The sequence below is a fragment of the Phenylobacterium sp. genome (assembly GCF_041691455.1).
Lineage (GTDB): Bacteria > Pseudomonadota > Alphaproteobacteria > Caulobacterales > Caulobacteraceae > Phenylobacterium.
In genome coordinates this window covers 1-22,358 of sequence record NZ_JBEPUO010000012.1, presented here as the reverse complement: position 1 = coordinate 22,358, position 22,358 = coordinate 1, and the positions used below count along the sequence as shown (strand labels likewise).

Below are 22,358 nucleotides of genomic sequence, written 5' to 3'. Positions count from 1 at the left end.
GATCCCCGCCGCCACCGTACACCGCCGCTTCCGCCACGCCACCTCCCGGGACCGCCTCCGGGGGCGCCGGGCTTTCAATTTGACCGCGTAACCCCGATCATAGGGGCGACATGAACGCGCCCACGCCGCTCCCCCTCCCGATCCGCGCCATGGTCGCGCCGGTCACGCCCTTGCAGCAGAACTGCACGATCGTCTGGTGCGCCAAGACGATGAAGGCCGCGGTGATCGATCCGGGCGGCGAAGTGCCGCGCCTGTTGCAGGCCCTGAAGGACCAGGGCCTGACGCTCGAGAAGATCTGGATCACCCACGGCCATCTGGACCACGCCGGCGGCACGGCGGCGCTGAAGGACGCGACCGGGGTCCCCATCGAGGGGCCGCACCCGGACGACGCCTTCTGGATCGACCAGATCGACGCCTCGGGCGCCAAGTGGGGCATGCCGGACGCCCGCGGCTTCACCCCCGATCGCTGGCTCCAGGACGGCGACGTGGTGACCCTGGGCGAGACGGAATTCGAGGTCTACCACTGCCCGGGCCACACGCCGGGGCATGTGATCTTCTTCCACCGCGAGGCCCGCTTCGCCCAGGTGGGCGACGTGCTCTTCCAGGGCTCGATCGGACGCACCGACTTCCCGCGCGGCAACCACGCCGACCTGATCGCCGCCATCACCGGCAAGCTCTGGCCGCTGGGCGACGACGTGCGCTTCGTGCCCGGGCACGGGCCGATGTCGACCTTTGGCCAGGAGCGGAAGACCAATCCCTTCGTCGCCGATGCGGTCTTGTCGCACTCGTGATTTCAACCGCGAAATCTGCACGTTACCCGCCGCGGCCAACGTCTGGCCCATGGAGCAAATTCTCGACATGAGCACCGCGGGGGCCCGCATCCTGATGGTCGACGACGACCCCGGCATCCGGGACGTCGTTTCCGACTTCCTGGGCAAGCACGGCTATAAGGTCGACACCGCCGGAGACGCCATCGAGATGGAGGCCGCGCTGGAGCGCGGACCGGTCGACCTGATCGTGCTCGACGTCATGCTGCCGGGCGAGGACGGCCTGGCCATCTGCCGCCGGTTCGCCAATGGCGAGGGCGGCCCGCCGATCATCATGCTCTCGGCCATGGGCGAGGACACCGACCGGATCGTCGGCCTGGAGCTGGGCGCCGACGACTACCTCGCCAAGCCGTGCAATCCGCGCGAACTGCTGGCCCGGGTGCGCGCGGTGCTCCGCCGCGCCGAACAGCGCAGCGCCTCTGGCGGCGTGGGCGCCGGCTGCGAGTTCGCGGGCTGGCGGCTCGACCTGGTCCGCCGCGAGCTGCGTTCGCCGCAAGGCGTGGTGGTCAACCTGTCGTCCGGTGAGTTCTCGCTGCTCAGGGCCTTCGTCGAGCGCCCCCAGCGGGTGCTGACCCGCGACCAGCTGCTGGAGTTCGCCCGCGGTCCGGACTCCGACGCCTTCGACCGCGCCATCGACGTGCAGATCAGCCGCTTGCGGCGTAAGCTGGACGACGGCGGCGGCAGCCACGAGCTGATCCGCACGATCCGCAACGAGGGCTATATGTTCACCGCCAAGGTGAAACGCACGTGATGGATTGGGCGAGGGCGAGGCCGACCGGGTCGCTGTTCGTCCAGCTCCTGACCCTGACCGGCCTGACGCTGGTGCTGTCGTGGGCGATGAGCACCCTGCTCCTGTTCATGCTGCCGCCGCCCGCCCCGGACTTCTATCGCCTCACCGAGATCGAACGCACCTATCGCGGCGCGCCGATCACGCTGAACGACCGCAAGCCGCTTGAGCGGCTCGCCCTAGCGAAGCCGCCGTCGCCAGCCTTGGACGGCCAGAACATGCCCGCCATCCGCGGCAAGCTGGCGCAGGACCTGGGCGTGCCGGCCGCCAGTGTCGTCGTGGCGGGCGAGCGTGGCCCGCTCTCCGACCGCCGCGTCGGCCGCATCATCCGCGACCGGGCCGCGAAGGTGGGCGTGCGTGACGAGGAGCATTTCCTGGTCGCCCCGTTCCAGGTGGGCGTCAGGCAAGCCGATGGCCATTGGGCCGTGGTCCGTTCGCAGCCCGCCTTCGGCCTTAGCCCCTGGCAACAGCGGGTCGCCCTGTGGTTCGTGCTGACGGCGATGGCCATGGCGCCGGTGGCCTATGTGTTCGCCCGCCGCCTCGCCGCGCCCATCCAGCTGTTCGCCGACGCCGCGGAGCGACTGGGGCGGGACCCGCGCGCCGAGCCCCTGGTCTTGAAAGGGCCCTCCGAGATTCGCGTGGCCGCTACGGCCTTCAACGACATGCAGGAGCGGCTGCGGCGCTATGTCGAGGACCGCACGGCCATGGTCGGGGCCATCGCCCACGACCTGCGCACGCCGCTGACCCGCCTGCGCTTCCGCATCGAGGGCCTGCCGGAGGACCAGCGCGCCAAGATGTCCAACGACATCGACCAGATGGAGGAGATGATCTCCGCGGCGCTGACCTTCGTGCGCGACGCGAGCCGACCGGGCGAGCGCACGCCGCTGGAACTCTCCTCGCTGCTGGAAAGTCTCTGCGACGAGATGGCCGAGACCGGCGCCTCCACCGAGGTGGAGTCCGGCGAGAAGGTGGTGCTGGACGGCGACCCGATGGCGCTTCGGCGGCTGTTCACCAACCTGCTCGACAACGCGGTGAAGTTCGGCGGGCGGGCGCGCACGCGGGTGTTCCGCGACGCCACCAACGCGGTGGTGGAGATCGAGGACGACGGGCCCGGCATCCCACCCGCCGACCGCGAGAAGGTCTTCGAGCCCTTCTACCGGCGCGAACCGTCGCGCAGCCGCCAGACCGGCGGCATCGGCCTGGGCCTGGCGGTGGTGCGCTCGATCGCGCGCGGACACGGCGGCGACGTCGCCCTGGTCAACCGCGTCGGCGGCGGCCTGACCGCCCGGGTGCAATTGCCCCTCTAGGCGCCGCTGCGGCATACTGCGACGCTTCGTCGCGGACAAAGCGCGGATTCCGACGCAACCTTGGCCGCGCCTTGGGGGTTAGCGCCATTGCAACGCCAATGGATACCTCGAGGAGCGCACCCCCATGCCCACCGTTGAGACCGGAAAGCCAAGAGCCCGTCGAGGGTTCGCAGCCATGAACCCCGAACGTCGCCGAGAGATCGCCCGCAAGGGCGGGGCCAGCGTGCCCGGCGAGAAGCGCAGCTTCGCCAAGGACCGCGATCTCGCGGCCTCCGCCGGCCGCAAGGGCGGCGAAGCCAGCCGTGGCGGCGGCCGCACCCGCGGGCGCGAGTCCTAAGCCAGCAGCGACACCACTGCGAAGGCGGGTTCCTCGCTGAGCCAGCTGGTTTCCAGCGTCCAGCCCGCCTTTCTAGCCAGATCCGCGAAGCCCGCGACGGTGAACTTGCAGGAGTTCTCCGTGTGCAGGGTTTCGCCCTTCCGGAAACGGAAGCTGTGGCCGGCCACCCTCACCTGCTGATCCTTCAGGCTCTCCAGGTGCATCTCGACGCGGCTGTCGGCGGCGTTCCAGATCGCCCGGTGACGGAAGGCCGCTAGGTCGAAGTCAGCGCCGAGTTCGCGGTTGATCCGCACCAGCAGGTTCTTGTTGAACGCCGCGGTGACGCCCAGCGCGTCGTCATAGGCCGCGACCAGGGTCTCCTCGGCCTTCACCACATCGATACCCACCAGGAACCGCGCGCCGGGCCCCAGCAGCGTTCGCGCGCCCGCCAGGAAGGCCTCGGCCTCCTGCGGCGTGAAATTACCGATGGTCGAACCGGGGAAGAAGCCGGTGACCGGCCGCCCCTGCGCCGCCTCAGGCAGGGTCAGCGCGCGGGTGAAGTCCTCCAGCAGCGGCGCGACGGTCAGCTTCGGATAGTCCCGGCCGATCGCCGCGGCCGCCTCGTCGAGGGCCGCGCGGCTGATGTCGATGGGGGCGTAGACCCCGACCTGCGGCGCGGCGTCGAGCAGGATCCGGGTCTTGACGCTGGCGCCGGAACCGAACTCCACAAGCGTGGCGCCAGGCGAGATGAGGCCGGCGATCTCGGGCGCGATGCGCTGCAGGAGCGCGATCTCGGTGCGGGTCGGATAGTACTCCGCCACCTCGGTGATCGCCTCGAACAGGCGCGAGCCCTCGGCATCGTAGAAGTATTTCGGCGGCACGGCCTTCTGCGGCCGGGCCAACCCAGCCAGCACGTCGGTCTCGAAATCACTGGTCACGTCGGCGTCGGCGCTCCGGGCCACGTCGCGGGCCAGTCTGACGCCGGAAAACATCCAGCGCTGTTGGGGATAGAAGAAATTGCGGTAGCTAGCCCGCGCGTGCCCGGCGGGCGTCACGCAGGCGCCGCCCCGTAGCACGAACTGGCCGGCCATGAACTTGCCGTTGTACTCGCCGACCGCGCCACCCGCGGGCTTGAACCCCGGATAGGGCGCGTAGGCGCTGCGGGTCCACTCCCAGAGGTCGCCGAACATCTGGCGCGGGCCCGCGCCCGGCGGGGCGGCCGCCGGCGCAAGCCGGCCCGAGGCGGTGAAGTTGCCGGCGACCGGCAATCCCTGCGCGGCGTGCTCCCACTCCGCTTCGGTGGGCAGGCGCGCGCCGGCCCAGGCGGCATAGGCTTCGGCCTCATAGAAGCTGACGTGGCCGACCGGCGCCGCCGGATCGAGCGGGCGCAGGCCGTGCAGCGTCATGCTGCTCCAGCCGCCACCCTCCGGCTCGGGGCGCTCCTGCCAGTAGAGCGGCGCGTCCCAGCCCTCGGCCTGGGCGCGGGCCCAGCCCTCGGCCAGCCAGAGTTCGGGGCGCCGGTAGCCGCCGTCCGCCATGAAGGCCAGCCATTCGGCGTTGGTCACCAGCCGGTCGGCGATTTCGAACGGCTCCAGCCACACCTTGTGGCGCGGGCTTTCGTTGTCGAAGGCGAAGGCTTCGCCCGTATGACCGATTTGCGCCAGGCCGCCCTCGAAGGCGACAAAGCGGAGCGGGTCCGGCTCATGGCTGGTCGTCGCGGGCCGGGGCGGGGCATAGGACGGCTGCAGCGGCGACTGGGCGAAGAGGTGCAGGATGTCCATCAGGATGAGTTCCTGATGCTGCTCCTCGTGGGCGAGCCCCAGGTCGAGGAGTTCGGCGAACTCGCCGGCGCCGCCCGCCAGCAGCCGCGCCATGGCCTCGTCCACATGCGCCCGGTAGGCGACGACGTCATCCAGCGACGGCCGCGTGAGGAGGCCGCGCTCGGGCCTCGGCTGCCGCGGCCCGAGCGCCTCATAATAGGAGTTGAAGAGGTAGTGGAAGCGCGGGTCGAAGACCTTGTAGCCCTCGAGGTTCGGGACCAGCAGGAAGGTCTCCCAGAACCAGGTCGAGTGCGCGAGATGCCACTTGGTCGGGCTTGTGTCCGGCATCGACTGCGCCAGCTGGTCCTCGGGCGTCAGCCCGCGGGTCAGCGCCTCGGTCGTCTGGCGGACGGCGCGGTAGCGGTGGACGGCGGTCGGTGTGGGTCTTGCGCCCCACCACAGACCATGGGTTGAGGTCTGCGCGTGGGCAAGCGCCTGCGGATCGTCGGGTTCAGCCATCTGTTCCTCTCCGCGTCCCAGTCCCCGGACGCGTCTCTCGCCGCCACCTCAGACCTAAGCATTAACCGCCCCGGCGCAACCGGCGCTCGGCAAACAGGGTTCGGAAAAAGCGACGATTTCAGCCGGTCAGGGATCGGAACGGATGCCGCGGGCCTCGCGTTCCCCGACGACCTGAGCGGCAGATGACGGACCGCCCTGCCGCCCGCGAACCCTATTGAGGCCGTCATGAGCGCGCCATCCAGCTGGCGGGACGAAGTCGTCGGATTGATCCCGGCGTTGCGGGCCTTCGCCTGGTCGCTCAGCCACAATGCCGCGGACGCCGACGACCTGGTCCAGGACTCCCTGATCAAGGCCTGGACCAACCGTGAGAAGTTCGAGCCGGGCACCAACCTGCGCGCCTGGCTCTTCACGATCCTGCGCAACACCTACTACAGCCAAATCCTGCGCCGCCGCCGCGAGGTGCGCGACGAGACCGGCGAATACGCCGGCACGCTGAAATCCCCCGCCACCCAGGACTGGAGCATCGCCATGCGCGCGCTGCAGGCGGCGTTGCAGAAGCTCCCGGCCGAGCACCGCGAGGCGCTGATCCTGGTGGGCGCGGCCGGCCTCTCCTATGAAGAGGCCGCCGAGATTTGCGGCTGTGCGCTCGGCACCATCAAGAGCCGGGTCAACCGCGCCCGCGCCCGCCTGCTGAAGATCATGGACGCCGAGGACGCCACCGACCTCATGGCGCTCGAGACCGTGGCGGTCGCCGCGCGGGGCTGATCGGCGGCTACTTTCCGTCCGGATAGACCACCGGCAGCACCAGGGCCGAGGGATGGGCGGCGTCCATGTAGACCGTGTTGGTGGCGACCCGCGGCGGCTGTTTGTGTTCGCCGGCCGCATCGCCGGTGTTGGGGTTCACCTCGAAGCGCGGGCTGTTGGACGAGGTGATGTGCAGGGCGATCCTGTGGCCCTTCTCGAAGGTGATCGCCGTCGACCAGAGGTCGATGTCGAGCTCTTCCGGCGCGCCGGGCGTCATCATCCTGATGTCGTCGGGCATGCGGCCGTGGCGGAAGCGGGCGCGGATCGGGGCGTCCAGCACCAGGGCCTCGTAGCCGTCCGGATAGACATCGACGAGCTTGGCCATGAAGTCGGTGTCGAGGCCGTCGGTGGCGCCGTAGAGCTCGACCTTCACCGGGCCGGCGATGGTCAGGTCCTTGTCGAGCGCCGGCGTCTGGAAACGCAGGTAGTCCTGGCGGACCGGGATCGCGCGCTGGTCCATCGGCCCGCGCTCGAAGGTAAGGTTCGCGCCGCCGACCGTCGGGACCGGATCGGCCGGATCGAAGCGGTAGGAGACCTTCACGTCGTCGCCGCCGGGGGCCTTGCCGCTCAGCGTCTTGTCGGGGGTCAGGTAGTAGCGGACCTCGCGGTTGGCGGGCGGCCAGTTGGCCGAGGTCAGGAGCCGGCTCTTGGGCGACAGCGCGCCCTTCTCCGCCGCAGCCATCATGTAATAGCTGACCGGCGGCTCATCCATGATCCCGTTCTGCTCGCCCTTCAGCCAGTAGGCGAACCAGCGGATCTCCTGGTCGCCGGCGAGGTTCAGGCGGTCGAACCCGGGATACTCCAGATTGCCGCTCAGCGGGCCGTGGCCGAACGGGCCCATCAAGAGCTTCTGATTGCCGCGCGCGCCCTTGGCGCCCTCGTTCTGCAGGTACTCGAAGTTCGAGATGTTGCCGTGGTTGAAGATGTCGTACCAGCCGCCGACGTTGTAGATCGGGATCTGGATGTACTTGCGGTTCGTGCTCATCGCCGACCGATTCCAGACGATGTCGTCGCTGACCCGGCGGCGCTGGGTGTCGAGCACGGCGTCGGAGACGCCCTGCCCCTTCGACCAGCCCAGCACGTCCTTCTCCTTCAACACCCCGCCCATGTAGCTGTTGGCCAGCAGGTCGTAGGGGGCGACGACGACATAGGCCGCCTTCAGGTGCGGCGGCGCGGCCATGGCGGCCTCGTTGGAGGTGATGCCCATGGCGGAGCCCCCGGAGAGGCCGATCTTGCCATTGCTCCAGGGCTGGGTGGCGGCCCACTCGACGCTGTCGTAGCCGTCCTCCACGTCGTTCTCGAAGGCGGCGTAGAAGCCCTGGGAGCGTCCCTTGCCGCGCACGTCCTGGTGCACGAAGACGAACCCGGCGTCGGTATAATGCTTGGCCAGCTTGACCTGGGCCTCGCGCATCTTCGACCCGTCGGGATCGTGCTCTTTGTCGATGCGGCCGTCCTTCAGATAGGGCGTGCGCGTCATCACCGCGGGCCAGGGACCCTTGCCGGCCGGCTTGTAGACATCGGCGGCGAGCTTCGTCCCATCGCGCATGACCGCATATTCCTCCACCGCCCCCGGCGGCAGGCCCGGCCACTTGGCGGGCGCCGCAGCGGCGGCTCTCGCGGCGGGCCTGGCCACCGGCGTGTCGGCCGCAGAGGCCGCCCCGCCGGCCAGGCTCAGCGCCAGGACGGACGCCAAGGCGAAATGGGTCAGCTTGCTCATGGTGGACTCCCCCTCGGCGGGTCTTCGCCCGCGCGAAAATGTCTTTGGTTCAAAGGCGGCGGACGCCGAAGTCCCCGCCGCAGCATCTAAGCACAGCCGCGCGCCGCCCGTCAGCCCGCGACGCGCTCCAGCCAGGCGGTCAGGTCGGCGACCACTTCGGCGCGGTTGGTCTCGTTCAGCATCTCGTGGCGGCCGCCGGGATAGACCTTGACGGTGAGGTCGCCGAGCCCGGCGTCGCGGTAGCGGTCGACCAGAGGCGCCAGGAGCGCCAGGTCCTGGTTCACCGGGTCCTGGTCGCCCACGAAGATGTAGATCGGCAGGTCCTTGCGGATCCTGGCGATCTCGCCCGGATCCTTCAGGCGGGCGGCGACCCGCGCGAAGGATCCGTCGCCGGACGGCTTGCGCGAAAAGCCGCAGAACGGATCGGCGATATAGGCGTCGACTTGCGCCGGATCGCGCGACAGCCAGTCGAAGGGCGTGCGCGGCGCCTCGCCGCCCTGGCCGATCTCGTCCAGGCGCCGCACGGGACCGGTCCGGTCGCCGAAGGCCGCGGTTCCCGACAGCACCAGCCCGTCGATGGCCTGCGAATGGTCGAATACATAGGCCTGGGCGAAGAACGAGCCCAGGCTGTGGCCGAGCAGGATCCTGGGCAGGTCCGGATGCTCGGCGCGGGCGAGCGAGGTCAGGCTGTGGAGGTCCTCGACCACCATCTCCGCGCCGTTCTCGCCGAAGTCGCCGAGCGCCTCGGGCCCCGCGGCGGTCTGGCCGTGGCCCCGGTGGTCGTCGGCGTAGACCGCCCAGCCGGCCGCGATCAGCGGCTCCAGGGGCTTGAGGTAGCGGCGGGCGTGCTCGCCCATGCCGTGGGCCACCTGCAGCACGGCGTGCGGCGTGACCCTGTCGTCGACCCAGCGGAAACCGGCGATCTCGGCGCCATCGGCGCCGGTGAACCGGAACGGCCGCTCGAGCGTGGCCATCGGCGTCATCCCTTCCTGCCAGCGCCGCGGCGCACTAAGAACCCTTGATGCCCCGCCAGAGCCCAGGACCGCAACCGTGACCCGCGAAGAGGCCCTGGCGCTCGACGCCGCCGATCCCCTGGCGCGGTTCCGGGCCGCCTTCGCGCTGCCCGATGGGGTGATCTACCTGGACGGCAATTCGCTGGGTCCGCCGCCGATCGCGGCGCACGAGCGGCTGGCCCAGGCCTCCCGCGCCGAGTGGGGCGAGGGCCTGATCAGGAGCTGGAACACCTCCGGCTGGATCGACGCGCCGCTGAGGGTGGGCGGGAAGATCGCCCGGCTGATCGGGGCCGATCCCGGCGAAGTCACCATCGCCGACTCCACCTCGGTGAACCTCTTCAAGCTGGCCGCCGGCGCGCTCTCGCTGCGGCCCGGCCGTAAGACCATCCTGTCGGAAGCCGGCAACTTTCCCACCGACCTCTACGCCCTGCAGGGTCTCGCCGCCCTCCTGGGGGATCGCGCCGCGCTGAAGGCCGTCGCCGCGGCGGACCTGCCGGGCGCGATCGATGAGGACACCGCCGTCGTGGTGCTGACCCACATCCACTACAAATCGGCGCGGCGCTGGGATATGGCGGCGATCACCGCAGCAGCCCACGCCAAGGGCGCGCTCGTGCTCTGGGACCTGTGCCACAGCGTAGGCTCCGTCGCCGTGGACCTGAACGGCGTGGACGCGGACCTCGCGGTGGGCTGCAGCTACAAATATCTGAACGGCGGTCCAGGCGCCCCGGCCTTCGTTTTCGTCGCCGAGCGTCACCAGGCCGCGATCGTCTCGCCGCTGACCGGCTGGATGGGCCACGCCGAACCCTTCGCCTTCGAGGACGGCTACCGCCCGGCGGCCGACATTCGGGGCCAGATCACCGGCACCCCGCCAATCCTCGGCCTGGCGGCGCTGGAGGCCGGCGTCGACCTGCAGCTCCAGGCCGATCCGGCGCAGGTGGAGGCCAAGGGCCTGGCGCTGGCGGAGCTGTTCATAGCCGAGGTCGAGGCCCGCGCCGCCGACCGCGACCTGCGGCTGGCGAGCCCCCGCGACCCTGCCGCCCGCGGCCTGCACGTGGCCTTCGCCCATCCGCAGGGCTACGCGCTGGTCCAGGCGATGATGGCCCGCGGGATCGTCGGCGATTTCCGCGCCCCCGACATCGCCCGGTTCGGCTTCTCGCCGTTGTTCTTGAGTTACGTCGAGGTCTGGGAGGCCGCCCATGCGCTCGGCGAAGTGCTCAATACAGGTTCCTGGGACCAACCGGAGTTCCGCAAGCGCGCGGCGGTGACATAGCGTCAGTCGTTATCCGCGTAACCGCAACTCTCGGTCGTAACCTTACGTCAGCCTTTGTCGGCGAACCTGAAGCTGCTGAGAGGAGCTTCAGAAATGTCTCCCCGCCCAGGAACCTCGACGGACGCCAACTACGGGCTGCCGCACGCTGTCGCCTTTACGATTCAGGCCAGCCGCAATCTCGTCGTGCAGGCGGTCGGCGTCGGCATGGTCGTCATCACCGGCCTGATCGTCCTGCCCTGGCCGCTGGTGGCCGGCTGGGCGGCCGCGACGACGGCTGTGGTGACCCTGGAGCATCAGCTGCTGCGCGTCGTCACCAAGGGCGGCCGGTTCGCGGGCCGCGCCGCAGCGTTCGCACCGGTGCTGCGGGTCATGGCCACGACGCTCTATGCGCTCGCGGCGCTGTTCCTGGTGTCGAAGGGCGGCGGCGGAGAGCGGCTGTTCGCCTTCGCGCTGATCTGCGCCTCCATGGTGCATGTGCTGATGCGCTACTACCGCACGCGGTGGATCCTGCTGGTGAGCCTCGCGCCGCACGTGGCGGTGCTGGCGCTGATCGCCTTCGTCCAGGCGCGCACGGCGCTCGCCGCCGGGCACAGGCTTCAGGCCCTGGCCGCCACCTTCACGCTCGGCACCTTCGCGCTGCAGTTCTGGTCGGCGCGCGCTCAGCTGATCGGCGCCTGGACCGAGCTGGCGAGCGCCCGCGAAGCGGCCGAGGACCGCGAGCGGGCCGCCGAGGCCGCCAACCGCGCCAAATCCGACTTCCTGGCCACCATGAGCCACGAGCTGCGCACACCGCTCAACGGAGTCCTGGGCATGGCCCAGGTGCTCACCACCGAGCAGCTGACGCCGGCGCAGCACGAGCGGGTGCGGATCATCCGCCGTTCGAGCGAAAGCCTGCTGGCCGTGCTGAACGACCTGCTCGACCTGTCGAAGATCGAGGCCTGCGCGCTGGAACTGGAGGTCGCCGAATTCGACCTGGAGCACCTGGTGCGCGGCGTCGTCGCCGCCTATCAGCCGCTGGCCGACAAGAAGGGCCTCTCCTTCGCCTTCGACGTCGACGAGGCGGCGCGGGGCCGCTACCTCGGAGACTCCCCGCGCATCCGCCGCATGCTCTACAGCCTGGCCGACAACGCGGTGAAGTTCACCGACACCGGCGGGGTGACCCTCAGCGTGGCGCGCGAAGCCGGCGCCCTGGTGTTCCGCGTGGCCGACACCGGCATCGGCATCGCCTATGAGCATCAGGCGCAGCTCTTCGACGGCTTCTTCCAGGCCGACGGCGGCCGCACCCGGCGCTATGGCGGCGCCGGCCTCGGCCTCGCCATCTGCCGGCAGATGACCCAGATGATGGATGGCGCCATCGAGGCGGTGAGCGCGCCCGGCCAGGGCTCGACCTTCATCCTGCGGCTGCCGCTGAAGCCGATCGCCGCCGGCGTCGCCGCCGATGACGCGCAGCGGTCCGGCGCCGCCGAGCCCTCGGCCGAGATCCGCGTGCTGGTGGCCGAAGACAACGCCACCAACCAACTGGTGCTGAAGGCCCTGCTCGCCCAGGCCGGCATCGTCCCGACGATGGTCGAGAACGGCCGCCAGGCGCTGGAAGCCTGGGAAGCCCAGGATTGGGACATGATCCTGATGGACATCCAGATGCCGGTGATGGACGGCGTCGCGGCCACCCGGGCCATCCGCGAGCGCGAACTGGCGACCGGGCGCGGCCATACCCCGATCATCGCGGTCACCGCCAACGCCATGACCCACCAGGTCGCCGAATACGAGGCGGCCGGCATGGATGACATGGTCCCCAAGCCAATCGACGTGCCGACGCTGTTCGCGGCCATGAAGCGGGCGCTCGACAAGGACGCCACGGCCGAACCGGCCAAAGCGCGCCCGGGAGCCTCCGCCGCCTGAGGCGAACACCGCCCACTTGGCCCCGAACCTGCAGCGCCGTCCCGTAGAATTCCTCTATTGGGACTGGAAAACATGCGGAAACTGCTTCTCGGCGCCGGCGCGGCTGCGCTCATGGCCATCGCCCTGCCGGCCTCGGCCGCCACGGTATTCTTCAGCGACTTCAACGACGTCGCGGTCGCCGACCACGGCTACACCACGGTGAGCTCGGTCGACGGCTGGACCGGCGGCGCCAACGGCATCGAGCTGCAGGACAATGTCGCCGGCTCGCCGGTCTCGGGTCTGCTGAACGACAACTTTGTCGAGCTGGACTCCACCGCCAACAGCTCCATGTTCCGCACCATCGACGCGGGAACCTACGACCTGAGCTTCCTCTATTCCGCCCGGCCGGGCATTGCGCAGGGCAGCAACGGCATCAGCGTCTATCTGAACGGCGTGCTGCTGAACCCGCCCGGCAACCTCGACGTCGCCGGCGGCTCGGACACCCAGTGGACGACGCAGACGGCGCACTTCACCGCCACGGCCAATTCGGTCCTGAGCTTCGCCGCGACCGGCACCAGCGACTCGCTCGGCGGCTATCTCGACAACATCCAGCTCTCGACCGCAGTGCCGGAACCGACCTCCTGGGCGATGATGATCGTGGGCTTCTTCGGCCTCGGCGCGACCCTGCGCCGCGCCCGGCGCACTCCGGTGCTCGTTCGGGCCTAGGCCCGCCGCCGACCTCCGGCCGCGACCCGAAGGCTGAGCCCCGGCGTTCCCGCGTCGGGGCTTCTGCCTGTCTGGAAGGATGGCGGTGACGGAGGGATTCGAACCCTCGATACCCTTTCAGGTATGACGATTTAGCAAACCGTTGCCTTCAGCCACTCGGCCACGTCACCTTGTTGAAAACGCTCCGATATTCCGGACGCCCTCAGGACCAGTTCGCAGCCGGTTTGCAGCCGGCTTCTGCTGGGACCGCGGTTTCTAGCCGACGACGGCGGTTCTGCCTAGACGGCTAGAGCGGCCCCGGCGGCGGCGGACGCGGAAGCGTGAGTTTTGGGTTCGATACGGCGGGCCGTGGCGGCCGGCCTATGCGCGGCTCACAAGGCCGCGCCGATCCTCGGTTGCAGACTCGGCGAGTCAACTCGCCTGAGCTGCAAGAGCGCGCGCGACGCCGCGGTCGGCGGTCAGGCGAACGGCGGCCTCGAAAGGCCGCGAGGGCTCAGCCCTGAGCCAACCACTCGCGCGCCTGACGCTGCGCCTCGGCCACCTCGTCGGAAGCCATCTCCTCGGAGAGCTCCTTGCGGTAGACCTTGGCTTCGACCGAACCGCGCATGGCGGCCAGGTTGAACAGCATGTGGGCGGAAACATAATCCAGCGGAGCTCCGCCCTGGCCGGTCGAATAGAGCAGACCCAGGCGGAAGAGTTCGTCGCCGGTCGCTTCCGCGCCCGGTAGCGGCAGACCCTCGTTGGCGACTTGCAGTTGCGCAAGCATGACCTTTGTCCCTGTTGCGGCCGCCGGAACCCCGTTCTGGAGCGCCTGTTACGGCCCTATCGCAACTGCAGGAAACAGGACCCACGCTGAACACATGGTTAAGGCCACCGTTGTCCCGCCTTCATCTTGCCCAAGTGGTTAAAAGGTCGCAGTTGGGACCCTCGCCCCTCGGCAAGCCGGTCTTGCACCGATGCGCCGGGGCGCTTTGTCGGCGCTCGTTCAGGCCCAGTTCAGGCGTCGCTGACATTGTAAGCATCGACCGAGGACGCGTTTTTGAGGATGATTGGCGAAATGCGACGCCTGATCTCCGTCCTGGCTGCCGCTGCGCTCGTGGTCACCCCGCTGGCTACGGCCGGCTCGGCTATGGCGAAGGACCATCACGACCAGGGCGCCCGCAGCGAGCAGCACGGCCGCGGCGATGACGGCCGTGCGCCCGGCGGCAATCGCGGCGCGCCGGCGCCCTGGCGCGGCGGCGAGGATCGCGGCGGCGGACGCGAGTATCACGGCGGCTATCCCGCGAGCCCCTACCCGAACGGCGGGCGCGGGGATCGGGCCGATCCGCGCTACGAGCAACGCGCCGACCCCCGCTATGACCCTCGCGTCTACGCGCCGCCGCCCAGCGCCTATGCGCCGGCGCCGCGCCGCGGCGGCTACCTGGCCCCGCAGGCCGGCGGCGATGTGGTCCAGGATTACAACCGCTTCCGGCTGCGGCCGCCGCCGCGCGGCTACGAGTGGCGCAGGGTGCCCGGCGGCACGGCGCTGGTCTCCCGGTCCGGTCAGGTGTTCGACGTGGTGCCCGACTAGCGGCTATTCCACGCCGAGCTTGGCGCGCAGCAGCTGGTTGATCACGCCGGGATTGGCCTTGCCGCCGGTCTCCTTCATCACCTGGCCGACGAACCAGCCGATCGCCTGGGGCTTGTCCTTGACCTGGGCGGCCTGGCCGGGATTGCCGGCGATCAGCCGGTCGATGATGGCGTCGAGGGCGCCGGTGTCCGACACCTGCTGCAGCCCCTGCTTTTCGACCACCTCACGGGCGCGGCCCTCGCCGGCCCACATGCGTTCGAAGACGTCCTTGGCGATCTTGGACGAGACCACGCCCTCCTCGATCAGCTGAACCAGCTCGGCGACGCCGTCCGGCTTGATGGGCGAGTCCGCGATATCGAGGCCCCCGGCGGTCAGCCGCGCGGCCAGGTCGTTGGTCACCCAGTTGGCGGTCAGCTTGGCGTCGCGGCCCTTGGCGGCCGCTTCGTAGAAGTCCGCCCGCGCCTGTTCGGTGATCAGCACCTGGGCGTCGTAGGCGGTCAGGCCGTACTGCGACTGCAGCCGCGCCTTCTTGGCGTCCGGAAGCTCCGGCAGCGTCGCCTCGATGGCCTTGACCCAGGCCGGGTCGAGGTCGAGCGGCAGCAGGTCGGGGTCGGGGAAGTAGCGATAGTCGTGCGCCTCTTCCTTCGAGCGCATCGAGCGGGTCTCGTTCTTGGTCGGGTCGAACAGGCGGGTCTCCTGGTCGATCTTGCCGCCGTCCTCGAGGATCTCGATCTGCCGGCGCGCTTCGTACTCGATGGCCTGCTGTATGTAGCGGTAGGAGTTGACGTTCTTGATCTCGCAGCGCGTGCCCAGGTGGCTGAAGCTGCCGGTCTCGCGGAATTTCTCATAGGCGCCGGGGCGGCAAACCGAGACGTTGACGTCGGCCCGCAGGTTGCCTTTCTCCATGTCGCCGTCGCAGGTGCCGAGATAGACCAGGATGGTCCTGAGCTTCTTCACGTAAGCCGCGGCTTCTTCTGAACTTCTCATGTCCGGCATGGAGACGATCTCCATCAGGGCTGTGCCGGCGCGATTGAGGTCCACGTAGGTGGCGTTGGGGTCCTGGTCGTGCAGCAACTTGGCGGCGTCCTGCTCCAGGTGCAGCCGTTCGATGCGCACCGTGAAGGTCGAGCCGTCGTCGTGCTCGACGATCACCTCGCCCTCACCGACGATCGGGTGCTTGTACTGGCTGATCTGGTAGCCCTGCGGCAGGTCCGGGTAGAAATAGTTCTTCCGGTCGAAGTGGCTCTTCAGGTTGATCTGCGCCTTGAGGCCAAGTCCGGTCTTCACCGCCTGCTCGACGCAATGGCGGTTGATCACCGGCAGCATGCCCGGCATGGCGGCGTCGACGAGGCTGACCTGGGTGTTGGGGCCAGCCCCGGCGCCCACGGCCGCGCCGCTGAACAGCTTGGCGTTGGAGGCCACCTGGGCGTGCACCTCCAGCCCCAGGACGATTTCCCACGGCCCGGTGCGGCCCTCGATCAGCTGGCTCTTCTCAGTCATGCGGCCTCACTAGCGCCCCGGAGCGCCAAGAGAAAGCGTGACGCGAGCGTCAACTTGCGCGCAAGTTCAAACCGCGCTCAAAAGACGCTGCTTGCCCGGCAGGGTGAGTTACAGCGCCGCGCTGTCTGGATTGTAACTTGCGTCGCACCCCGCTGTTGCGCTCATGCTGCACGGGCAACACCACCTCGGGGAAGGAACCCACACCATGAAGACCAAGCTCGTCGCGGGCCTCGCGGCTCTCGCGACCCTCGCGGCCCTCCCGGCCTTCGCTCAGGCGCCGGCCGCCGGCACCACCACGACGACTACGACCACGACGACCGCCGCCGGCGGCTTCTCGGTCGAAAAGACCACCATTGGCGCGCTTTGGGCCAACGAGAAGACCAAGGCCGTCCTGCAAAAGGACGTGCCCGGGATCGATCAATACATGGACCAGATCAAGGACATGACGCTCGCCCAGGTCGCCCCGATGAGCCAAGGCGCCATCGACGACGCCAAGCTGAAGGTCATCCAGGCCGACCTCGACGCGATCAAATAAGACGCATACGGCGTTCGAACGCCAAGGCCCCTCGCCTCGCGGCGGGGGGCCTTTTGCTTTTGGACGGGCCTACGGCCGGGCGGTGTCGGCGGCGACGGTGGGCCCTACCACCACTTCTGCGGCTTGGCCCGGAAGTCGGCGGCCTTTTCCAGCGCCCCGCCCAGCGAGAACAGCGTGCCTTCGTCCAGTGCGCGGCCGATCAGCTGCAGGCCAAGCGGCAGGCCCGAAGCGTCGAGGCCGGCCGGAACGCTCATGCCGGGCAGGCCCGCCAGGTTCACCGTCACCGTGAAGATGTCATTCAGGTACATGGCCACCGGATCGTCGGACCGGTCGCCCAGGCTGAAGGCGGCGGAGGGCGCGGTGGGGGTCAACAGGGCGTCGACCTTCTCGAAGGCCCGGTCGAAGTCGTCGGCGATGCGGCGGCGGACCTTCAGGGCCTTCAGGTAGTAGGCGTCGTAGTAGCCGGCCGAGAGCACATAGGTGCCGATCATGATGCGGCGCTTCACCTCGGCGCCGAAGCCCTCGGCGCGGGATTTCTCATAGGTTTCGGTGAGGTTCGCACCGTCGACGCGCAGGCCGTAACGCATGCCGTCGTAGCGGGCGAGGTTCGACGAGGCCTCGGCCGGCGCCACGATATAGTAGGCCGGCAGGGCATATTTGGTGTGCGGCAGGCTGACCTCGACGATCTCGCAGCCGGCGTCCTTCAGCCAGGCGATCCCCTGCTCCCAGAGCGCGTCGATCTCGGCCGGCATGCCGTCGACGCGGTACTCGCGCGGCACGCCGATCCGGAGACCTTTCACGGACTTGCCGACGAAGGATGCGAAGTCCGGCGTCTCCACCGGCAGGCTGGTGGAGTCCTTGGGATCGTGGCCGGCCATGGAGGTGAGCAGGATGGCGGCGTCCTCGACGCTGCGCGCCATGGGCCCGGCCTGGTCGAGCGACGAGGCGAAGGCCACCACGCCCCAGCGCGAGCAGCGGCCGTAGGTCGGCTTGATGCCGACCGTGCCGGTGAACGAGGCCGGCTGGCGGATCGAGCCGCCGGTGTCGGTGGCGGTGGCGGCGAGGCAGAGCTCGGCGGCGACCGCCGAGGCCGATCCGCCGGAGGAGCCGCCGGGCGTCAGCTGGGCGTTCCCGCCTTTCGAGCGCCAGGGGTTCACCACCGGCCCCCACGCCGAGGTCTCGTTGGACGAGCCCATGGCGAACTCGTCCATGTTGAGCTTGCCCAACATCACCGCCCCGTCGCGCCAGAGGTTGGCGGTGACGGTGGACTCATAGGTCGGCTTGAACTCGCCGATGATCTTCGAGCCGGCGGTCGAGCGGACGCCCTGGGTGCAGAAGAGGTCCTTGATGCCGAGGGGCGCGCCGTCCAGCGGGCCCGCGGTCCCGGCCGCGCGGCGGGCGTCGGACGCCCTGGCCATGTCGAGCGCCTGTTCCGGCGTCTCCAGCACGAAGGCGTTCAGCGCGCGGGCGGCCTCGATGGCCTCGACGTGGGCCTGGGTCAGTTCGACGGAGGAGAAGGACTTGGACGCCAGCCCATCGAGGGCGGTCTTCAGCGTCAGCTTGGTGAGGTCGGACATCTATTCGACCACCTTGGGCACGACGAAGAAATTGCCAGCGCGCTTCGGCGCATTGGACAGCACGACCTCCGGATCGCCGCCCTCGGTGACCACGTCGTCGCGCATCGGCGCGGGCATGTGGACGGCCGAGGTCATCGGCTCGACGCCGTCGGTGTCGACCTCGTTCAGCTGTTCGATCCAGGCCATGATGCCGTTCAGCTCGCCGGCGAGCTTTTCGAGCGTCTCTTCCGGCTGGGCGATCCGCGCCAGCTTGGCGACCTTGCGCACCGTCGCCACGTCGATGGTCATGCCATCCTCCTCGAACTCAAGGGCGTGGGTTAGCCGTGCGACGCATGGTTTTGCAAGCTATGAGGGGCCCATGGCCGTTATCGACCTCCTTGAGCTCCCTGCCCTGCTGGCGCCCTACGCACCAATCGTGGGGCTGGACCTGGGCGAGAAGACCATCGGGGTGGCCGTTTCCGACGCCACGCGGACGGTGGCGAGCCCGCTGGAGCTGATCCGCAAGGTGAAGTTCACCGACGACGCCGCCGCGCTTTTCAAACTGATGGAGAGCCGTGGCGCGGCCGGGATCGTCATCGGCCTGCCGATCAATATGGACGGGACCGAAGGTCCCCGCTGCCAGTCGAGCCGGGCGTTCGGGCGCAACCTGCTGCGGCTGAAGGACATCCCGATCGCCTTCTGGGACGAGCGAATGAGCTCCATGGCCGTCAACCGCGTGCTGATCGACGAGGCCGACGTGACCCGCGCCCGCCGGGCCGACCTGGTGGACAAGATGGCCGCCGCCTGGATCCTGCAAGGGGCGCTGGAACGGCTTCGATCGGCCGCTTGACTCCGTACCGGGGTACGGACGCTAGAAGGGTCTTCGACGCGAACGGAGGCGATCAGCATGATCCAGCGCCGAACCATCGGACGCCTGGCCCGCGAGGCGGGCGTGGGGGTCGAGACCATCCGCTTCTATGAGCGCCGCGGCGTGCTTCCACGGCCTCCCCGGCCCGCCGACGGCGGCTACCGCCACTACGACGACGAGGCGGTGCGGATCCTGCGCTACGTCCGTCTGGCCCAGGCGCTCGGCTTCACCCTGAAGGATGTCGAGCAGCTCCTCGCCCGGGTGGGCGATGGGCCCGGAGCCTTCTGCGGCGCCGTTCGCGAGACCGCGGAGGCCAAGCTGACGATCGTCGAGGCGGAACTGGCGGCGCTGGCGGCGCAGCAGGAAAGGCTGCAGACCTTCCTCACCGGCTGCCGCGCGAGAGCCACGACCGGAACCTGTCCCGTGCTCGCCGACTTCGCCTCGCATTCGGGAGGCGGCCATGTCGTTCGCGCCTAGGCTGGGCCTAGCGGTCCTCGCGCTCGCGGCCGCCGTGGACCCTGTGGCCGGCGCTCCAGCCTTGCCAGCCGCCGTCGAGGCCCTGCAGCATGGCTATGTCGAGGCCTGGGACCGCGCCGATCCCGCGGCCATCGCCGCCTTCTTCGCCCGCGACGGCGACTTCACCAATCCGACCGGCTTCCACGCCCAGGGCCGCGCCGACATCGCAGCCTTTTACGGCCAGGCCTTCGCGGCGGGCTACGCCGGCAGCCGAGGCGGCCTGAAACTCCTGCGGACGCGAATGGTGGCGCCCGGCGTGATGGTGGTCGACGGGGAATGGTCGATCCGCGGCGCCCATACGCCGAAAGGCGCCGAGCGGCCCGGCGAACAGGGTCTCGCCACCGCCGTCCTGGTCCGGACCGGTCACACCTGGCGGATCGCGGCGCTGCGGGAGCAGGAAGCGCCGGCCGACTGAGCCCCTAGAGGCCGCTCGCGAAGAAGTCGATCTTGCCGATCGGCACGCCCTTCGACCGCAGGATGCCGTAGGCGGTCGAGAGGTGGAAATAGAGGTTGGTCGTCGCGAAGACGGTCAGCCACTGGCCGGCGGGCAAGGTCGGCTCCATGCCGGTGCCGATTGCGACGGTCAGCGGGACGTCGTCGCGGCCGGCGAACTGCTCGGGCTTGAGGGCGGCCAGATAGGCCTTGGCCTCGGCGATGGCGGTTCTGAAGCCCGCCAGGTCGAGATCGGCGGAGATCTCCGCCGGGACCGGCAGGCCCGCGACCCGCGCCAGCCACTGGCGCGAGAAGTTGCAAACGACCATCGTCTGGAAGCGCAGCGCGTTCATGTCGTCGATCAGACGCCAGTCCAGCATCTCGTCCTCCGACACGCCCTGCGCCTTGGCGTATTCGGCGCCCTTGGTCAGCAGGCTGTCGAGCGTCCCAAGCTGGCGCGAGAACAGGTCGACGAAGGTGTAGAGGCAAACGGTCATGCGGCGCTCCCTGGCCGGGCGAATCTGCCCGATGCGGCTGGGACCCTAGAGGGCCGGGCCCGGCGAACTCAAGGCCCGCAACGCGGCGCTTCCCTTGAGCTGCGGCGGCCTCTAAGACGGCGCTTTAATGACTGACACGCCCCCTGGCTTGAACGAGGTCCTGCAACGGACCTTCTCGTTCCCGAAGCGGCATTTCCTGTCGGCGACCGATCTAAACGAGGTGGAGGTGGCAAATTTGCTCGACCTCGCCGACGGGTTCGTCAGCCTGAACCGCCAGACCTCGAAGAAGCTCGACCTGCTCAAGGGCCGGACGCTGATGAATCTCTTCTTCGAGAATTCGACGCGGACCCAGAGCTCCTTCGAGCTGGCCGGCAAGCGGCTGGGCGCCGACGTGGTCAATATGAGCCCGCGCTCCTCGGCGATGTCCAAGGGCGAGACTCTGATCGACACGGCGGTGACGCTGAACGCCATGCAGCCGGACCTGCTGGTCATCCGCCATTCGTCGTCGGGCGCCGCCTCGCTGCTCTCACAGAAGGTGAGCTGTTCGGTGGTCAACGCCGGGGACGGCCAGCACGAGCATCCGACCCAGGCCCTGCTCGACGCGCTCTCAATGCGCCGCGCCTTCGGACGGATCGCAGGGCTGAAGGTGGCGATCTGCGGCGACGTGCTGCACAGCCGGGTCGCGCGCTCCAATATCGCGCTCCTGCAGATGTTGGGCGCCGAGGTGCGCCTGGTGGGGCCCCCGACCCTGATGCCGCCGCAGGCCGACCGCTGGAACGTCGCCGTCCATCACGACATGCGCGAGGGCATCGCCGGCTGCGACGTGGTCATGATGCTGCGCCTGCAGCTGGAGCGCATGGACGGGGTGATGGCCCCGTCGCAGCGGGAATACTTCCGCTTCTTCGGTCTCGACCGCGAGAAACTGGCCTGCGCCGCGCCGAACGTGCGGGTGATGCACCCCGGGCCGATGAACCGCGGCGTCGAGATCGATTCGGACGTGGCCGACGATCTCTCCGTCAGCCTGATCCAGGACCAGGTGGAAATGGGCGTCGCCGCGCGGATGGCGGTCCTGACCTCGCTCGCCGCGCGGCTGGACAACGACCGATGAGCACTCCCTCGAAGGCAAGCCGGCCCACCGCCTTCACCAATGTGCGACTGGTCGATCCGGCCAGCGGCTACGATGGGCCGGGCGCCCTGATCGTCGCCGACGGCGTCATCGCCGACGTGGCGCGCGGCGGCGCCCTGGGCTTGCTCTCCAAGGACCTCGAGGTCATCGACGGCAAGGGCGCGCTGCTGATCCCCGGCCTGGTGGACATCCGGGTCAAGACCGGCGAGCCGGGCACTGAGACCAAGGAGACGCTGAAGTCGGCGGCGCTGGCCGCGGCGGCGGGCGGGGTCACCTCCATCGTGCTGCAGCCCGACACCGACCCGGTGATCGACGAGCCCTCGGTGGTGGACTTCATCCTGCGGCGAGCCCGCGACATCGAGCTGGTCAAGGTCCACGTGGCCGGAGCCGCCACCAAGGGCGCGCTGGGCGAGCGGATGGCCGAGATCGGCCTGATGGCCGAGGCGGGGTGCCTCTACATCTCCGACGCCGACCGGCCGATCGTGGACTCCAAGGTCATGCGCCGCGTGCTCTCCTACGCCAAGGCCTTTGGCGTGCTGGTGGCCCACCGCCCGGCCGACCCGTGGCTCTCGGCGGGCGCGGCGGCCAGCGAGGGCGAGTTCGCCTCGCGCATGGGCCTGCCCAGCGTGCCGGCCATCGCCGAGAAGATCATGCTGGAGCGGGACCTGGCGCTGGTGGAGCTGACCGGCGCGCGCCTGCTGGCCGACCAGCTGACCACCGCCGACGCCTTGGAAAGCTTCCGCCGCGCCCGCGACAAGGGCCTGCCGGTGACCGCCACGACCTCGATCAACCACCTGTCGTTCAACGAGATCGACATCGGCGACTACCGCACCT

General features: G+C 69.4%; 22 protein-coding genes, 1 tRNA gene and 1 pseudogene. 15 read left to right on the top strand and 9 right to left on the bottom strand.

The window, feature by feature from the left end:
* The first annotated feature begins 110 nt into the window (after positions 1-110).
* From ACESMY_RS14745 to ACESMY_RS14730, 4 genes are all read left to right on the top strand, one after another.
* Positions 111-791, top strand: coding sequence for an MBL fold metallo-hydrolase (locus ACESMY_RS14745; protein ID WP_372785362.1), 681 nt, complete (start codon positions 111-113; stop codon positions 789-791).
* A gap of 49 nt (positions 792-840) precedes the next feature.
* Entirely contained in the window at positions 841-1,578 is a 738-nt protein-coding gene (locus tag ACESMY_RS14740) for a response regulator (RefSeq protein WP_372785361.1), read from the top strand.
* On the top strand, positions 1,578-2,921 hold the full coding sequence (locus ACESMY_RS14735; protein WP_372785360.1) for a sensor histidine kinase: 1,344 nt from the start codon (positions 1,578-1,580) through the stop codon (positions 2,919-2,921). The genes ACESMY_RS14740 and ACESMY_RS14735 overlap by 1 nt, the downstream gene beginning before the upstream one ends.
* 124 nt (positions 2,922-3,045) lie before the next feature.
* The gene (locus ACESMY_RS14730; protein ID WP_331082896.1) at positions 3,046-3,258 is read left to right on the top strand and encodes a general stress protein; all 213 of its coding nucleotides are present in this window, start codon (positions 3,046-3,048) and stop codon (positions 3,256-3,258) included.
* Here the strand turns inward: ACESMY_RS14730 and egtB are convergent.
* Positions 3,255-5,516, bottom strand: a complete 2,262-nt coding sequence (gene egtB, locus ACESMY_RS14725) for an ergothioneine biosynthesis protein EgtB (RefSeq protein WP_372785359.1) — start codon at positions 5,514-5,516, stop codon at positions 3,255-3,257. The two genes, ACESMY_RS14730 and egtB, sit on opposite strands and share 4 nt — an antisense overlap.
* A gap of 225 nt (positions 5,517-5,741) precedes the next feature.
* Here egtB and ACESMY_RS14720 point away from each other — a divergent pair, with 225 nt between their 5' ends.
* The gene (locus ACESMY_RS14720) at positions 5,742-6,281 is read left to right on the top strand and encodes a sigma-70 family RNA polymerase sigma factor (protein WP_372785358.1); all 540 of its coding nucleotides are present in this window, start codon (positions 5,742-5,744) and stop codon (positions 6,279-6,281) included.
* 7 nt (positions 6,282-6,288) lie between these two features.
* On the opposite strand, the gene ACESMY_RS14715 is transcribed toward ACESMY_RS14720, so the two are convergent.
* Entirely contained in the window at positions 6,289-8,037 is a 1,749-nt protein-coding gene (locus ACESMY_RS14715; protein ID WP_372785357.1) for a CocE/NonD family hydrolase, read from the bottom strand.
* Between the two features lie 110 nt (positions 8,038-8,147).
* Positions 8,148-9,011, bottom strand: a complete 864-nt coding sequence (locus ACESMY_RS14710; protein ID WP_372785356.1) for an alpha/beta fold hydrolase — start codon at positions 9,009-9,011, stop codon at positions 8,148-8,150.
* A 76-nt stretch (positions 9,012-9,087) separates the two neighbouring features.
* Between ACESMY_RS14710 and kynU the strand changes: the two genes are divergently transcribed.
* The 3 genes from kynU (at position 9,088) to ACESMY_RS14695 (ending at position 12,924) form a co-directional block, all read left to right on the top strand.
* Positions 9,088-10,320: a kynureninase gene (gene kynU / locus ACESMY_RS14705; protein WP_372785355.1), complete on the top strand. Its 1,233-nt coding sequence runs from the start codon at positions 9,088-9,090 to the stop codon at positions 10,318-10,320.
* A 93-nt stretch (positions 10,321-10,413) separates the two neighbouring features.
* A complete protein-coding gene (locus tag ACESMY_RS14700; protein ID WP_372785354.1) occupies positions 10,414-12,219 on the top strand; it encodes an ATP-binding protein in 1,806 nt (601 codons plus the stop codon).
* A 72-nt stretch (positions 12,220-12,291) separates the two neighbouring features.
* The gene (locus ACESMY_RS14695) at positions 12,292-12,924 is read left to right on the top strand and encodes a PEPxxWA-CTERM sorting domain-containing protein (protein WP_372785353.1); all 633 of its coding nucleotides are present in this window, start codon (positions 12,292-12,294) and stop codon (positions 12,922-12,924) included.
* Positions 12,925-13,004: 80 nt separating this feature from the next.
* Here the strand turns inward: ACESMY_RS14695 and ACESMY_RS14690 are convergent.
* Positions 13,005-13,094 (bottom strand) — tRNA-Ser (locus ACESMY_RS14690).
* 323 nt (positions 13,095-13,417) lie between these two features.
* Positions 13,418-13,690 carry a sel1 repeat family protein gene (locus ACESMY_RS14685; protein ID WP_372785352.1) on the bottom strand — a complete coding sequence of 91 codons (273 nt, stop codon included), beginning with the start codon at positions 13,688-13,690 and terminating at the stop codon, positions 13,418-13,420.
* Positions 13,691-13,981: 291 nt separating this feature from the next.
* Between ACESMY_RS14685 and ACESMY_RS14680 the strand changes: the two genes are divergently transcribed.
* Positions 13,982-14,494 (top strand): RcnB family protein, encoded by a 513-nt coding sequence (locus ACESMY_RS14680; protein ID WP_372785351.1) that lies wholly within the window; start codon positions 13,982-13,984, stop codon positions 14,492-14,494.
* A 3-nt stretch (positions 14,495-14,497) separates the two neighbouring features.
* On the opposite strand, the gene gatB is transcribed toward ACESMY_RS14680, so the two are convergent.
* Complete coding sequence (gatB, locus tag ACESMY_RS14675) at positions 14,498-15,994, bottom strand: Asp-tRNA(Asn)/Glu-tRNA(Gln) amidotransferase subunit GatB (protein WP_372785350.1); 1,497 nt, start codon at positions 15,992-15,994, stop codon at positions 14,498-14,500.
* Between the two features lie 205 nt (positions 15,995-16,199).
* Between gatB and ACESMY_RS14670 the strand changes: the two genes are divergently transcribed.
* Positions 16,200-16,529, top strand: a complete 330-nt coding sequence (locus ACESMY_RS14670) for a hypothetical protein (RefSeq protein ID WP_372785349.1) — start codon at positions 16,200-16,202, stop codon at positions 16,527-16,529.
* Between the two features lie 104 nt (positions 16,530-16,633).
* Here the strand turns inward: ACESMY_RS14670 and gatA are convergent, their stop codons facing one another.
* Both gatA and gatC read right to left on the bottom strand, forming a co-directional pair.
* The gene (gene gatA, locus ACESMY_RS14665; RefSeq protein ID WP_372785348.1) at positions 16,634-18,106 is read right to left on the bottom strand and encodes an Asp-tRNA(Asn)/Glu-tRNA(Gln) amidotransferase subunit GatA; all 1,473 of its coding nucleotides are present in this window, start codon (positions 18,104-18,106) and stop codon (positions 16,634-16,636) included.
* Complete coding sequence (gatC, locus tag ACESMY_RS14660; protein WP_372785347.1) at positions 18,107-18,394, bottom strand: Asp-tRNA(Asn)/Glu-tRNA(Gln) amidotransferase subunit GatC; 288 nt, start codon at positions 18,392-18,394, stop codon at positions 18,107-18,109. It lies immediately after the preceding gene.
* A 70-nt stretch (positions 18,395-18,464) separates the two neighbouring features.
* On the opposite strand from gatC, the gene ruvX reads away from it, so the two are divergent.
* From ruvX to ACESMY_RS14645, 3 genes are read left to right on the top strand one after another with little or no spacing between them, the layout of a single operon-like run.
* Positions 18,465-18,935 (top strand): Holliday junction resolvase RuvX, encoded by a 471-nt coding sequence (gene ruvX, locus ACESMY_RS14655; protein WP_372785346.1) that lies wholly within the window; start codon positions 18,465-18,467, stop codon positions 18,933-18,935.
* A gap of 57 nt (positions 18,936-18,992) precedes the next feature.
* Positions 18,993-19,430 carry a MerR family transcriptional regulator gene (locus ACESMY_RS14650; RefSeq protein WP_372785345.1) on the top strand — a complete coding sequence of 146 codons (438 nt, stop codon included), beginning with the start codon at positions 18,993-18,995 and terminating at the stop codon, positions 19,428-19,430.
* On the top strand, positions 19,414-19,884 hold the full coding sequence (locus tag ACESMY_RS14645) for an SgcJ/EcaC family oxidoreductase (RefSeq protein WP_372785344.1): 471 nt from the start codon (positions 19,414-19,416) through the stop codon (positions 19,882-19,884). The genes ACESMY_RS14650 and ACESMY_RS14645 overlap by 17 nt, the downstream gene beginning before the upstream one ends.
* Before the next feature lie 4 nt (positions 19,885-19,888).
* On the opposite strand, the gene ACESMY_RS14640 is transcribed toward ACESMY_RS14645, so the two are convergent.
* Positions 19,889-20,398, bottom strand: coding sequence for a DUF1993 domain-containing protein (locus ACESMY_RS14640; protein ID WP_372785343.1), 510 nt, complete (start codon positions 20,396-20,398; stop codon positions 19,889-19,891).
* Between the two features lie 127 nt (positions 20,399-20,525).
* On the opposite strand from ACESMY_RS14640, the gene ACESMY_RS14635 reads away from it, so the two are divergent.
* Together ACESMY_RS14635 and ACESMY_RS14630 are read left to right on the top strand one after the other, a co-directional pair.
* Positions 20,526-21,506 (top strand): aspartate carbamoyltransferase catalytic subunit, encoded by a 981-nt coding sequence (locus ACESMY_RS14635; protein ID WP_372785342.1) that lies wholly within the window; start codon positions 20,526-20,528, stop codon positions 21,504-21,506.
* Positions 21,503-22,358, top strand: a pseudogene (locus ACESMY_RS14630) (dihydroorotase); the annotation flags it as partial. The gene ACESMY_RS14635 and the pseudogene ACESMY_RS14630, both read left to right, overlap by 4 nt.

What these genes read in the sequence shown, in the direction of transcription:
- ACESMY_RS14745 (WP_372785362.1), top strand. Translation starts at nt 111, where the DNA reads ATGAACGCGCCCACGCCGCTCCCCCTCCCGATCCGCGCCATGGTCGCG.
- gatC (WP_372785347.1), bottom strand. Translation starts at nt 18,394, where the DNA reads ATGACCATCGACGTGGCGACGGTGCGCAAGGTCGCCAAGCTGGCGCGG.
- ACESMY_RS14740 (WP_372785361.1), top strand. Translation starts at nt 841, where the DNA reads ATGGAGCAAATTCTCGACATGAGCACCGCGGGGGCCCGCATCCTGATG.
- ACESMY_RS14720 (WP_372785358.1), top strand. Translation starts at nt 5,742, where the DNA reads ATGAGCGCGCCATCCAGCTGGCGGGACGAAGTCGTCGGATTGATCCCG.
- ACESMY_RS14635 (WP_372785342.1), top strand. Translation starts at nt 20,526, where the DNA reads ATGACTGACACGCCCCCTGGCTTGAACGAGGTCCTGCAACGGACCTTC.
- ACESMY_RS14640 (WP_372785343.1), bottom strand. Translation starts at nt 20,398, where the DNA reads ATGACCGTTTGCCTCTACACCTTCGTCGACCTGTTCTCGCGCCAGCTT.
- ACESMY_RS14670 (WP_372785349.1), top strand. Translation starts at nt 16,200, where the DNA reads ATGAAGACCAAGCTCGTCGCGGGCCTCGCGGCTCTCGCGACCCTCGCG.
- ACESMY_RS14715 (WP_372785357.1), bottom strand. Translation starts at nt 8,037, where the DNA reads ATGAGCAAGCTGACCCATTTCGCCTTGGCGTCCGTCCTGGCGCTGAGC.
- ruvX (WP_372785346.1), top strand. Translation starts at nt 18,465, where the DNA reads ATGGCCGTTATCGACCTCCTTGAGCTCCCTGCCCTGCTGGCGCCCTAC.
- ACESMY_RS14710 (WP_372785356.1), bottom strand. Translation starts at nt 9,011, where the DNA reads ATGGCCACGCTCGAGCGGCCGTTCCGGTTCACCGGCGCCGATGGCGCC.
- egtB (WP_372785359.1), bottom strand. Translation starts at nt 5,516, where the DNA reads ATGGCTGAACCCGACGATCCGCAGGCGCTTGCCCACGCGCAGACCTCA.
- ACESMY_RS14695 (WP_372785353.1), top strand. Translation starts at nt 12,292, where the DNA reads ATGCGGAAACTGCTTCTCGGCGCCGGCGCGGCTGCGCTCATGGCCATC.
- gatB (WP_372785350.1), bottom strand. Translation starts at nt 15,994, where the DNA reads ATGACTGAGAAGAGCCAGCTGATCGAGGGCCGCACCGGGCCGTGGGAA.
- ACESMY_RS14650 (WP_372785345.1), top strand. Translation starts at nt 18,993, where the DNA reads ATGATCCAGCGCCGAACCATCGGACGCCTGGCCCGCGAGGCGGGCGTG.
- ACESMY_RS14735 (WP_372785360.1), top strand. Translation starts at nt 1,578, where the DNA reads ATGGATTGGGCGAGGGCGAGGCCGACCGGGTCGCTGTTCGTCCAGCTC.
- ACESMY_RS14645 (WP_372785344.1), top strand. Translation starts at nt 19,414, where the DNA reads ATGTCGTTCGCGCCTAGGCTGGGCCTAGCGGTCCTCGCGCTCGCGGCC.
- ACESMY_RS14680 (WP_372785351.1), top strand. Translation starts at nt 13,982, where the DNA reads ATGCGACGCCTGATCTCCGTCCTGGCTGCCGCTGCGCTCGTGGTCACC.
- ACESMY_RS14730 (WP_331082896.1), top strand. Translation starts at nt 3,046, where the DNA reads ATGCCCACCGTTGAGACCGGAAAGCCAAGAGCCCGTCGAGGGTTCGCA.
- gatA (WP_372785348.1), bottom strand. Translation starts at nt 18,106, where the DNA reads ATGTCCGACCTCACCAAGCTGACGCTGAAGACCGCCCTCGATGGGCTG.
- ACESMY_RS14700 (WP_372785354.1), top strand. Translation starts at nt 10,414, where the DNA reads ATGTCTCCCCGCCCAGGAACCTCGACGGACGCCAACTACGGGCTGCCG.
- ACESMY_RS14685 (WP_372785352.1), bottom strand. Translation starts at nt 13,690, where the DNA reads ATGCTTGCGCAACTGCAAGTCGCCAACGAGGGTCTGCCGCTACCGGGC.